Genomic DNA, 12264 nt, shown 5'->3' with positions numbered 1-12264 from the left:
CCATAACTGACCTGCTTGCCGAAGCCATCAAACAATAAAATTAATCCCTTCCCCCTGGGCCGCCTGCCAACTGCGGGCATCGTAATAGAGGTCGGCCAAAGTGATCGAATAGAGAGCTTTGATGAATTTTTGGTGCAATTGTCGCCACACACTCAGGGTGACCCAATCCTCTGCCAAAGTTTGGTCATTCCTATATTGGGGAAATGGTTCCAAACTTTCTTCTAGAGCTGCTAATATTTGCCCCAGGGAAATTTGGTCCGGGGCCTGGGCCAATTGATAACCTCCCCTCACCCCCCGATAGGCATTAACTATGCCCGCCCGTCGTAAGGTAATCAACAGTTTTTCCAAATAGGGCCCAGGAATATTCTGTCGCTCGGCGATCGCCTTCACCGAAGCAGGACCGTAGTCTGGTTGTAGAGCTAAATCCAGCAAGGCTTTAACACTGTAATGGCTTTTTGTTGTCAACTTCATCCCTTTAGTATAGAAGCCATCCTTGCCCATCAACTATCCCATTAAATTAACTATTTATTTAAATAAATTAGATAATTATTGCTAGAAACGTGTAATATAAGCAGGGTAGCAAGGGGAAAAAGAGTCCATTATTCCCTCGACTAATCTCACCTTGCTTCCCAACCCTGATCAATCTCAATCACTGAAAACTTTAATGGCTAAATCAAACGCAACCAAGCCCTTAACCGGCGAAGCATTGCTCGAGAAAGTTAAAGAATTAGGAGATCTTCCCAAAGAAGAGAAAGCCAAAATCTGCGGTTATGTAACTTCCACCAAAAAAGGCCTGCCTCGGGTCAATATGATGAAGTTCTACAACGCCTTAATGGATGCCCAAGGCATTGATTTAGATAGTTCTTCCTCTGGCCAAGGTCGGGGAGGGCGTTCCGCCAGTTACCGCATTAGCGTGCAATCCAATGGCAATCTTCTCATTGGCGCCGCCTACACTAAAAAAATGAGTCTCAACGTAGGAGATGAATTTGAAATTACCCTCGGCCGCAAACATATTCACCTCAAGCAGGTAGGGGCCGACGACGAGGAAGAGTAAGGTTAATTTCCTGGAGCTAATGGGGGGTAGAATTTAAGGAGGACATCTTCCTGTAATTCCCCATTAACTTGCGGGCATTTGCAGGGGCCAGGCAGAAAAATTATTGTCAGTGGCCCTTTGGTAATGGGAAGTTCATGCCCCTTTTGCTAAGTTAACCTCCCTTACCATGAAAATTACTTTTAAAGTGCAACGACAGCAGGGCAACGGCGATCGCCATTGGCAGAATTATGCATTGGAGGTTGATGCCCAGACCACCGTCCTAGACTGTTTGAATCAAATTAAATGGCAACAGGATGGTAGTCTCGCCTTTCGCAAAAACTGTCGCAATACCATCTGTGGTAGCTGTACTCTGCGGGTTAATGATCGCCCAGTATTGGCCTGTAAAGAAAGCATTAAAAATTTAGAACAGTGGCTCACCGATAGTAACCAGGAAAATACCGGCATTTTCACCATTAGTCCCCTGGGGAATTTACCTGTCATTAAGGATTTGGTGGTGAATATGGACGAATTTTTTGCCGGCTTGGATGCGGTTTATCCCTACCTAATCAATAAGCGTCAAGGGGAAAACGACTCGGAATTTCGCCAGTCACCGGAGCAACGGGCCGCCCTCAATGATGTGAGTAACTGTGTGCTTTGTGGGGTTTGCTATTCTGACTGCGACGCCAAAAAGAAAAATGACAATTTTGTTGGCCCCCATGCCTTGGCCAAGGCCCACCGTTTAGTTTTGGATAATCGGGATATGGCCAGTAAGGCCCGGCTTGAAGCCCTAGGAAAAGATAAACAAGGGGTGTGGGGGTGTAACAACTGTCGGATGTGTAGTGATTCTTGCCCCACCGGAGTGGCTCCCCTTTCCCAAATTGAAGCTTTAAAAGTTCGTTTATTTGACCTCATGGATCATCTTTAAGACACAGTAATCCCCAAGCGCTATTCAGAAATTAGTTCGGGGGTTTCTGTTACCGGTGCATAGTCTTCACCGTGGAGCACAAAGGGTAAACCCGCCCCAGCCAGACCCTTTTGGATGTGATTGGGAGTCTGCCCAAAAATAATGAATAGGGGACAAATTTCCTCTGCCGCTTCGCTGAACATGTGTTTTTCCTGGGGGGGCATCAGCCATTCATAGTCCTGGTCTAGGTAAATTTGACTCCGGCGCCAACGACTGAGCAGATCGGAAAAATTTTCTTCTGGGCGGTGAATGAAAACCAAGATTTCTGAGCCTAATTTCACCTGCCATTCTGGATCACACATTAAAATCGCCAGGTCACAGGGAATTACCTTCGCTAAGGGAGTGGTTTGTCGGCCTCCTTGGTGAGCATCATTGAGGGGCAGATAACGCAAACGAACAATGGGCAAGGGAATGGTGATAATACTTTGTTCGGGTCGCCGTAAACTGGGCAATTTTTCCAGGTAGGGTCGATATTGGCGCAACAGGGCGATCGCCCCTTCCCTATCGGTGAAATCTGCTAAGAGGGCATCGTAATCATTTTTTTTACCGGACACGGAATCAACACCTCCTGTTTAGAATCTCGGCTTACCCCATTTTAACGGTGGTTAGTTGCCGCCCTATGGGTTGAGTAGCGCAGCTAACTTTTGGACTAAGCTTTGCAATGACAGAAGTGGGAACGGCAACAAGACAAAAGTTTTATTAAGCAAGGTTCTGTTTTTAGATAGCTGGGTTACCATGGCGGAAACTGCGTTGGAGCAACAAAACCGTGTCTGACCATACCGCCCAGATCAATGACCTCTGCCAAGCGTTGGAAACCCTAGACCAAGCGGAAACGGTGCAAGGAGCAGAATACCGGGAACAAGCCCAGGCTTTCTTGGCTAATTCTTCCGTCGCCCTACGGCTCAAAACGGCGATCGCCGATCTGTTGATGCAGGCCAATCAACGTTTAGTGCTCAAAACTGTCCAAGGGGAAGACAGCTACTAAAAATTTCAGGTTTTCGCTTAGGAACCCTAGGTTTGCCTGCCGAATTTTAGGCCAGAAAAAACCATCTGGTCATGGCAACCAAATGGTAGAGGCAAGATTGTCCCGGAAGACTTACCCCATTTTCTGGGGGAGACAGGAAAAAACTCTCTCCCCGGTGGTAGGCCTAGGTGAGGCTAAAAACGATCACAAAGCCCAACACCGCTCCGAACACAATGAGGGCATAGAATTGGGCCCGACCATTTTCCAGATACTTTAAACCCTCCCCACTAACCAGGGTAACCAGACCAGTGAGGTTGACTGCCCCGTCAATTACTTTGTAGTCCACCTCCATAATTTGGCGGGCTAACCGACGGGAACCTTGGACAAACAATTTGTCGTAAAAGTCGTCGAAGTACCATTTGTTTAGAGATAGTTGGTACAAAGAGGGAAACTTTTCTGCCAACACTTTGGGGTCGAGTTTGTGTTTCCAATACATTAGGGAAGCCACGGTGATACCAATTAAAGCAATACCAATGGAATTGCCGGCCATGATGTAAAATTCGCCCCATTCAAATTCAGCGGCGTGTTTCACCACTTCTCCCGGTGCATGGATAAAGGCTTCAAATTGGTTGGCCCAGGGTCGTCCCAAGAGACCAATGAGGACTGAAGGAACAGCCAAGGCCATCAGGGGAAAGGTCATGGTCAGGGGAGATTCATGGGGGTCACTGCTGTGCCCATGGTCGTCATGCCCTGCCTCATGGTCTAATTCCTTCACGTTCATGGCTCCCGGCCCAAAGTTGGGCAGTAAACCGTAAAAGCGTAGAACCCCATCTTTGGCTTCCTGGTCATTGCCCCGAAAACCCCCTTCAAAGGTCATGAAATACATCCGGAACATGTAAAAAGCGGTCATGCCGGCGGTGGCCCAACCCACAAACCAGAGCAGAGGATTGGCTTGGAAAGCGAGGCCGAGAATTTCGTCCTTAGACCAGAAGCCCGCAAAGGGAGGAATGCCACAAATAGCCAAAGTTCCAATCAGGAAACAGGTGGCTGTGATGGGCATATATTTCCTTAACCCTCCCATAATGCGCATATCCTGGGCCAGAATTGGATCGTGGCCCACTACCCCTTCCATGCCGTGAATGACGGAACCGGAGCAGAGGAACAGCATCGCTTTGAAATAGGCGTGGGTCATGAGGTGGAATAACCCGGCGGAATAGGCCCCAATGCCCATGGCCATAACCATATAACCCAACTGGGAAATGGTGGAATAGGCTAAGCCCTTTTTGATGTCGTTCTGGGTTAAAGCAATGGTGGCCCCCAGGAAGGCGGTGAAACAACCGGTGAAGGCAATGGTATTCATCACTACCGGAATCGGTTCAAACACTGGATACATGCGGGCAACGAGAAATACTCCCGCCGCTACCATGGTGGCCGCATGGATCAAAGCAGAAATGGGGGTGGGCCCTTCCATGGCGTCCGGTAACCAGACATGGAGAGGAAATTGGGCCGATTTGGCCACGGGGCCGAGGAAAACCAAAATGGCCAGAATGGCGGCGATCGCCCCGCTGAGCACACCGGAGGAAACTAAACTTTCCAGGTGTTCCCCAATGGTGCCAAAGTCAAAACTGCCGGTGGCCCAGTAGAGCCCAAGGATACCTAGTAATAGGCCAAAATCCCCCACTCGGTTGGTGACAAAAGCTTTTTGACAAGCGTCAGCAGCGGCTTTGCGGTCATACCAAAAACCGATCAGCAGATAGGAACACATCCCCACCAATTCCCAAAAAATATAAACCTGCACCAAATTGGGGCTAATCACCAACCCCAGCATGGAGGAGGCAAAAAGGCTGAGATAGGCATAAAACCTCACATAACCCGGATCGTGGGCCATGTAGCCATCGGTGTAGATCATCACCAGCAGGGCCACGGAGGTTACAATCACCAGCATTAAAGCACTGAGGTGATCGATCACATAACCCATTTCCAAATGGAAACTCCCCGCCGATGCCCATTCGATCATTTGGGAATAGCTGGCATGGCCTTGGATTTGATCCCAGAGCAAAGCCCCAGACATTACCAATGCAGCCCCTAAACAGGAAATGATGAAAACAGCGTTGATTTGCCGTAGTTTATTGGTTGCTTGATTGAAAGAAATGAGGCCAATGCCAACTACCGTTGCGCCAAATAGGGGCAGGACGGGAATTAGCCAGGCTAATTGATAGAGTAGTTCCATCTTGAAACCTTGGTTAACGAAGTTGCCTATATGTTATTGATACCGCGTTCATTGTTGCACGGAGCGTTATTTTTGCCGCATTTCGCTGTCAGGGTAAGCTAGTTTTCACTCAAAAAAGTTAGGTTGGGACTAATTCATTGGGGCGCAAACGGCTCCATTTACCCATTTCTTGTAAAAAACTGTCGCAACCTACCACATCCCATTCCATTTCGATGCCATGGTCGGGGGTACGAATATTGACGTTGATAGAAGGGTTGACCGGATCAAAATCCGGGCGATCGCTCAAATGGGGTTGTTGATGTTGATGTTCCACTGCATGGTAGGTTACACAGCGGTCTACGTAATGGCAGTTCACACAAATACACATGGTAAACCTCAATTTTTGCCTATTTTTCGCTACTCTAGCTTAGACTGATGGATTGTGCCGCCATTGAAAACTGTCCTGGGGTAACGGTTATTGATTATGCTTTGTCCTGTGAGCCACCTGGCTGATTTACGTCAACAGGTTCCCTTTGATCTGGCTCTACTTCCTTCCCAGGCTTGTTTGGTCGGTGGTGCAGTGCGGGATGCCCTACTGGGTAGACGGCGGGAATATTTGGATTGGGATTTTGTGGTACCCAGTGGGGCCATTGAAACGGCCTCGGCGATCGCCAGTCAATATCGAGCTGGTTTTGTGGTGTTGGATAAGGCCCGACAGATCGCTCGGGTGGTGTTTGCCCATGGCACGGTGGATTTTGCCCAACAGGAAGGAAAAAGTTTAGAACAGGATTTGGCCCGCAGGGATTTCACCGTTAATGCCATCGCCTATAACTTCCAGCAAAATCGACTCATTGATCCGTTGGCGGGGGTGGGGGATTTACAACGGGGCGAGCTAAAAATGGTGGCGGCGGTAAATTTAGCTGATGATCCTTTGCGGTTACTGCGGGCCTATCGTCAGGCGGCCCAGTTGCAATTTGCCCTCGAACCAGCGACTAGAATCGTTTTACAACAGTTAGCGCCCCGGATTAAAACAGTGGCGGCGGAGAGAGTACAAGCAGAATTTAATTATTTACTCGGCAGTCCCCGGGGTAGTCAGTGGTTACTGGCTGCTTGGCAGGATGGCATGTTAGCCCATTGGTTTCCCCACGCTAACCTCAGTTCTCTCAACGCTGTGGGTTGCATTGATTTGGCGATCGCCGCCATCAAAAACCAGTTAACTTTACTAGAACGTCAACAATTTTTTCAAGCATTGGGTAAAAAGGGCATTGCCATTGCTAAGTTGGCCAGTTTGGTCTGCGCCGATGCGAAAACCGCTGAAGGGGAATTGCAACGGTTGAAATATTCCCGCCATGAACTGCGCTCCGTGCAGGCCATTTTGCAGACCTATCCCCAGTTAGGTTGTTTAGAAGCTAGCCCCACCGTGCGGCAACTCTACTTTTTCTTTGCTGAATTGGGCAAATATCTCCCCCATTTTGTTCTCTATGCCCTGGCCCACTGCCCCCACGATTACCACAGTTTTATCTTTGAACTTTTAGCCCACTACCTCGACCCCGGCGATCGCCTGGCCCATCCCCAACCGTTAATTACTGGTAAGGATTTAATTGACAAGTTGTACATTAAACCCAGTCCTTTGATTGGCCAACTGCTGACGGAAATTAACATTGCCCACATCGAAGGGAAAATTAGTGACGAACACGAAGCGTTAATGTATGTCCAAGAACTGAGACAATGTTTAAAAAGTTCTTGACAAGTCTCTGGAACATAAGAGTGACTATAGCGCTTCTATCAGAAAAGTATAGTCATTTTTTAAAATAAGACTCTCTAAATTATCCATTTCTTTGAGTAGGAATTACTATAATTTGTTAAAGGAGAGTTGTAAATAAAAATTAAATTTGCCTCTCCGTGTGAGTATATAAAAACAGATAAAGATTCCATCGTGGAATTGGCATTAGGATAGTTCAGCTCGGAGATTTATCAGCTAACACCGCTTGATAGGACTCACCACAATAGGTAATAGGTTGCAAGGTAAATGACTTTTTGCTTTTGCTTATTCCTGTTTTTTCTTTATCCTCAGTGGCGGTAAGGAAGCGTTTGAAAAATCGCATTTTCGGCAAAGAATCTCCCTGAATCTCCCTTTTTAAGGGGGACTTTTGACCATTTACCCCCTTGCCAAGGCAGGACAGGTAGAATTAGTGAGCATTTTTAGATTTTTCAAACACGCTTTAAAAATTTTCATCCGGTTTTACAAATTTACAATTGTCTAGACTATAGTAGAAGAAATGTTTGTTCCCTAAGATTTATTTAATGAATCTTTGCCAAAGTATGGACAAAAAGTTGCTCTCGGAACGGGATATTTGCACAAAGTTTATTACGCCAGCCCTAGAAAAAGCGGGGTGGAATCTTCAAACGCAGATCAGGGAGGAATTTTCCCTCACGGATGGGCGCATCATTGTGCGGGGGCGCCTCCACACCAGGGCAAAAAATAAGCGAGCGGATTACGTGTTGTTTTACAAGCCCAATATCCCGATCGCCGTTTTGGAAGCCAAGGATAATAACCACACCGTCGGGGATGGGATTCAACAGGCGTTAGCTTATGGGGAATTGTTGCAAGTGCCCTTTGTGTTTAGCTCCAATGGCGATCGCCTGTTATTTCACAACAAGATCAACACCGACGGGATTTTAGAAAGAGAACTAGAATTTGAAGCCATGCCCTCCCCTGATACCCTGTGGCGATGGTGGTCAGATCATCAGGGATTAACGGAAGACCAGACCAAAATTATCACCCAAGACTATTACAGCGATGGCACTGGCAAAACCCCCCGCTATTACCAACTACTAGCCATTAATAAAACTATTGAGGCGATCGCCAAGGGGCAAAATCGAATTTTATTGGTAATGGCTACGGGAACCGGCAAGACCTTCACTGCATTTCAAATTATTTGGCGGTTGTGGAAGTCGAAAACCAAAAAGCGGATCTTATTTTTAGCGGATCGGAATATCTTAGTGGATCAGACCATGACCAATGACTTCAAACCCTTTGGCTCTGCCATGACTAAGATAAAAAAGCGGCAGGCAGATAAGTCTTATGAAATTTATCTTTGTCTGTATCAAGCCGTCACAAGTAACGAAGCAGAAAAAAATATTTATAGGCAATTTAGTCCCCAACTTTTTGACCTAATCATTATTGATGAATGTCATCGGGGCAGTGCCTCAGAGGATTCTGCTTGGCGTAGTATCTTAGAATATTTTTCTAGGGCAACCCAAATTGGACTAACAGCAACCCCAAAAGAAACAAAAAATGTTTCTAACATTGATTATTTTGGTGAATCAATTTATACTTATTCCCTCCGTGAAGGTATTAATGACGGCTTTCTTGCTCCCTATAAAGTAATTCGTATTGATATTGACAAAGATGTTTTTGGCTGGCGACCTTCCAAGGGAATGAAGGATAAATACGGTCAAAAAATTGAAGATCGAGTCTATAACCAGCGAGACTTTGATAAAGTACTGATTTTAAATCGGCGCACAGATTTGGTTGCCGCTAAAATCACCGAATATTTAAAAGTCACCAATCGCTTTGACAAGACCATTGTATTTTGTGAAAACATTGACCACGCTAGACGAATGCGGCAAGCATTAACTAATGCCAACAGTGACTTAGCCGCAGAAAACTATAAATATGTTATGCAAATCACTGGGGATAATAAGGAAGGAAAAGCTGAATTAGATAACTTTATTTTTCCTGAAAGTGTTTATCCTGTCATTGTCACCACTTCCAAATTAATGACCACTGGGGTTGATGCCAAAACTTGTAAATTGATTGTGTTGGATCAGCGCATTCAATCCATGACGGAATTCAAGCAAATTATTGGGCGGGGAACCCGCATTGATGAGGATTACGGTAAATTATCCTTCACCATTATGGACTTTAAACAAGCAACTAAACTGTTTGCCGACCCCGACTTTGATGGTGATCCTGTACGGGTTTATGAACCAGGAAAAGATGACCCGGTCGTGCCGCCAGAAGTGACAGGAGAGGGGAAAGAACCGGATCAAAAAACAGAAGATAACGATCAATTTCTGCCGAATGATGGGGAAGACGGTACGGGGAGAGGGGTTCCCCCTGAGCCAAAGTTTAACGATAACGTCAAAGTCAGGGTGGCATCGGAGCGGGTGCAATATTACGACGTTGAGGGTAAGTTAATCACGGAATCCCTCAAGGATTACACTCGCAATGCCCTCAGCCAAAACTATCAATGCCTAGATGAATTTCTCCGACGCTGGAGTACAGCGGATAAAAAGCAGACAGTCATTGAGGAATTAGCAAAGCAAGGGGTCTTTTTTGAAGCCCTAGCGGAAGAGGTGGGCAAAGATTATGACCCGTTTGATTTAATCTGCCATGTGGTCTGGGATGAACCCCCTTTGACTCGCCAGGAAAGGGCCAGGGAAGTTAAAAAGCGTAATTACTTTGCCAAATATGGAGACCAGGCCCGAAGGGTGTTAGAGGCGTTATTGGATAAGTATGCCGATGAAGGCATTGAAGCGGTGGAGGAACCACAAATTCTCAACATCAACCCCTTTACGGAAATGGGAACTGCCATGGAATTGGTCAAGGCCTTTGGCGGCATTAAGGGTTATCAGCAGGCAATACGGGAGTTAGAGCGGGAACTGTATCGGGCTTAAAATAATTAAAATACAAGCATGTTTTTGTTTTTATAAAAATTTAGTCTTCTTCTTGTTCACTGTCTCTGTTCGATGCTTCGGTTTGCTTTTCCTTAATTCTGTTGTAAGCATCTGTGCCGTAAATAATGGTTGATACACCAGCCAAGGAAGCAACAATTGCCACAGCCGTTTTTTCTTTGCCAAAATAGGCAAGTCCGCCAGCAGTTAATATTGCCACTAAAATAACCAACTTACCAAGTTTAGAAGCCAACAATGATCTACGATGGTTTTTGTTAAATATTTCTTTTTGGGTTTCCAAGATAGATTTTTCTTGCTCTATTTCTAATAATTCAATTTTTCGCTGATGTTCAGCTCCGACAAAAAGCTCAGTTAGATACTTTTCCGCAAACCCTGGCACTAATTTATTATAAGCTTCTAGCTCACTAGCTTCTATTGGTCCTTGACGGTAGGTGATTTGTTGAATACCATGCTTATCATCAATCAATTTTTGGGGATAAGACAAGTCTAAATTTTTAGGCTCTGCTTGGTATTTGCCAGGATTTTCCATAATAGCCGAGCACTATTTTTGTTAAACAAGACTAGGGTGTTTCGTCTCTACATCGATCATTTTCTGATTAATTTTTGTCGCCGCAATATTGAATGAACGACTGCTAACAACAATAACTTTGCCAGATTTTTTTCTCACGGAACTAACTGAAAAATCATCTCGCATAGCACCGCTAACATCAAAGAGGCGGGTAATTCCTTCTTTCATTGATGGCATTCTGTAGCGTAAATTAGTTTTTAGCGACATGGCTATCAGCGATATTCAAAATGGGCAGTGATTGTTTGGTAACTATAAATCCAGCCTAAAGGTGCTAGATATAAGTTTCGTGCTAGGCCCATAATAGACGACAGCAAGCTACTTGGCAAAAGCTTATCAAGGGATAAATATGGCGATCGCCACTTTGGTTAAAAGCATTCAAGACATTATGCGCAAGGATACGGGGGTGGACGGGGATGCCCAACGTATTAGCCAGTTAACTTGGTTGTTATTCCTGAAAATCTTTGATGATAAGGAGCAGGAGTGGGAATTTTTAGTGCCGGGTTATCAGTCCCCCCTGGCGGTAAAGTACCGCTGGTCAAGCTGGGCTAAGAATCAAGAAGGCATGACCGGGGAGGAGTTGGTCGAGTTTGTTAATAACGATCTATTTCCCACCTTGAAAGGATTAGCGACGGCGGCGGGGGTATCCAATCAGGGCAAGGTAATTGGCTCCGTGTTTGAGGATGCCTACAACTATATGAAGTCGGGGACATTGTTGCGCCAGGTGATTAACGTCATTGAGCAGGATGTGGATTTTAATTCCTCGGAAGATCGCCATTTGTTTAACGATATTTACGAGAAAATTCTGGCGGATCTGCAATCGGCGGGCAATGCGGGGGAATATTACACCCCCAGGGCCGTGACCCAATTTATGGTGGATATTCTCAACCCCCAATTGGGGGAGTCTATTCTCGATCCGGCCTGTGGCACGGGGGGCTTTTTGACCTGTGCAATCGAGTATTTACGGCAACAGGTGAAGACCGCCGACGATAGCAACCTATTGCAGGCGACAGTGCATGGCATTGAGAAAAAGCCTTTGCCCCACATGCTAGCGATGACCAATATGATGTTGCACGGGATTGATGTGCCCACCAATATCCGCCATGACAATACCTTGGCCAAGCCATTACGGGATTACAAGCCAGCAGAACGGGTAGATCTCATCATCACAAACCCACCCTTTGGGGGTATGGAGGAGGATGGCATTGAGGAAAATTTTCCAACTAAGTACCGCACCAGGGAAACGGCAGACCTATTTATGGGTTTGATCATGCACCTGCTCAAAAATGAGGGGGGAAGGGCCGGAGTTGTTTTGCCCGATGGCTTTTTATTTGGGGAAGGGGTAAAAACAACCCTCAAACAGGAGTTGTTGGCGGGGTTTAATCTGCACACTATTGTCCGTTTACCAAAGGGTGTATTTAGTCCCTACACCAGTATTTCCACCAATATTTTGTTTTTTGAGAAGGAAAAACCCACGGAAACAGTTTGGTTTTTTGAACATCCCTACCCACCGGGCTATAAGTCTTACTCCCGTTCTAAGCCGTTGACTATTCAGGAGTTTGACCGGGAAAAGGCTTGGTGGAATAACCGAGAGCAAAATGAGTATGCTTGGCCGATGTCGGCTAAGGAGATTGCAGACCGTAACTATAATCTCGACTGCAAAAATCCCCATCAAGAAACTATTGATCATGGCGATCCAGCGGATTTGATGGCAGAATTTTTGGAAATTTCCCAACAGGTTAAGGAGATTCAAGGATTGTTGAAATCGGAATTAGTGCAGGCGTTGGGTTAATCTGATATAATTATCTTTTGTATAATTATAGGGGAT

12 protein-coding genes are annotated in these 12264 nt (G+C 45.9%); 6 read left to right on the top strand and 6 right to left on the bottom strand.

Translation table 11 applies throughout. From position 1 onward, the window contains the following. Window positions 1-27 precede the first annotated feature (27 nt). A complete protein-coding gene (locus IQE94_RS17470; RefSeq protein WP_223342422.1) occupies window positions 28-501 on the bottom strand; it encodes an RrF2 family transcriptional regulator in 474 nt (157 codons plus the stop codon). A 163-nt stretch (window positions 502-664) separates the two neighbouring features. Here IQE94_RS17470 and IQE94_RS17465 point away from each other — a divergent pair, with 163 nt between their 5' ends. Both IQE94_RS17465 and sdhB read left to right on the top strand, forming a co-directional pair. After that, window positions 665-1054, top strand: coding sequence for an AbrB family transcriptional regulator (locus tag IQE94_RS17465; protein WP_190597822.1), 390 nt, complete (start codon window positions 665-667; stop codon window positions 1052-1054). Between the two features lie 166 nt (window positions 1055-1220). Further along, the gene (sdhB, locus tag IQE94_RS17460) at window positions 1221-1958 is read left to right on the top strand and encodes a succinate dehydrogenase iron-sulfur subunit (protein WP_223342421.1); all 738 of its coding nucleotides are present in this window, start codon (window positions 1221-1223) and stop codon (window positions 1956-1958) included. Window positions 1959-1978: 20 nt separating this feature from the next. Here sdhB and IQE94_RS17455 read toward each other — a convergent pair whose 3' ends face one another. Further along, window positions 1979-2551 carry a hypothetical protein gene (locus IQE94_RS17455; RefSeq protein ID WP_212719195.1) on the bottom strand — a complete coding sequence of 191 codons (573 nt, stop codon included), beginning with the start codon at window positions 2549-2551 and terminating at the stop codon, window positions 1979-1981. 212 nt (window positions 2552-2763) lie between these two features. Between IQE94_RS17455 and IQE94_RS17450 the strand changes: the two genes are divergently transcribed. Next, a complete protein-coding gene (locus tag IQE94_RS17450; RefSeq protein WP_212719198.1) occupies window positions 2764-2982 on the top strand; it encodes a hypothetical protein in 219 nt (72 codons plus the stop codon). 163 nt (window positions 2983-3145) lie between these two features. Here IQE94_RS17450 and IQE94_RS17445 read toward each other — a convergent pair whose 3' ends face one another. Together IQE94_RS17445 and IQE94_RS17440 are read right to left on the bottom strand one after the other, a co-directional pair. Next, on the bottom strand, window positions 3146-5191 hold the full coding sequence (locus tag IQE94_RS17445) for an NAD(P)H-quinone oxidoreductase subunit 5 (protein ID WP_212719213.1): 2046 nt from the start codon (window positions 5189-5191) through the stop codon (window positions 3146-3148). A 118-nt stretch (window positions 5192-5309) separates the two neighbouring features. Beyond that, a complete protein-coding gene (locus IQE94_RS17440; protein ID WP_212719216.1) occupies window positions 5310-5558 on the bottom strand; it encodes a Ycf34 family protein in 249 nt (82 codons plus the stop codon). A gap of 96 nt (window positions 5559-5654) precedes the next feature. Between IQE94_RS17440 and IQE94_RS17435 the strand changes: the two genes are divergently transcribed. Together IQE94_RS17435 and hsdR are read left to right on the top strand one after the other, a co-directional pair. Next, on the top strand, window positions 5655-6917 hold the full coding sequence (locus IQE94_RS17435; protein WP_212719229.1) for a CCA tRNA nucleotidyltransferase: 1263 nt from the start codon (window positions 5655-5657) through the stop codon (window positions 6915-6917). 575 nt (window positions 6918-7492) lie between these two features. Continuing rightward, complete coding sequence (gene hsdR, locus IQE94_RS17430; protein WP_212721914.1) at window positions 7493-9853, top strand: EcoAI/FtnUII family type I restriction enzme subunit R; 2361 nt, start codon at window positions 7493-7495, stop codon at window positions 9851-9853. A 40-nt stretch (window positions 9854-9893) separates the two neighbouring features. Here hsdR and IQE94_RS17425 read toward each other — a convergent pair whose 3' ends face one another. Together IQE94_RS17425 and IQE94_RS17420 are read right to left on the bottom strand one after the other, a co-directional pair. After that, window positions 9894-10400 carry a hypothetical protein gene (locus IQE94_RS17425; protein WP_212719232.1) on the bottom strand — a complete coding sequence of 169 codons (507 nt, stop codon included), beginning with the start codon at window positions 10398-10400 and terminating at the stop codon, window positions 9894-9896. A 21-nt stretch (window positions 10401-10421) separates the two neighbouring features. Further along, entirely contained in the window at window positions 10422-10646 is a 225-nt protein-coding gene (locus tag IQE94_RS17420; RefSeq protein WP_212719235.1) for a hypothetical protein, read from the bottom strand. Between the two features lie 112 nt (window positions 10647-10758). On the opposite strand from IQE94_RS17420, the gene IQE94_RS17415 reads away from it, so the two are divergent. Beyond that, on the top strand, window positions 10759-12228 hold the full coding sequence (locus IQE94_RS17415; RefSeq protein ID WP_249213980.1) for a class I SAM-dependent DNA methyltransferase: 1470 nt from the start codon (window positions 10759-10761) through the stop codon (window positions 12226-12228). The last annotated feature ends 36 nt before the right edge of the window (window positions 12229-12264 follow it).

The organism is Synechocystis sp. PCC 7339 (assembly GCF_019924095.1).
Taxonomy (GTDB): domain Bacteria; phylum Cyanobacteriota; class Cyanobacteriia; order Cyanobacteriales; family Microcystaceae; genus Synechocystis.
Note: the sequence above shows the minus strand (reverse complement) of the source record. Positions and strands in the feature narration are given on the sequence as shown.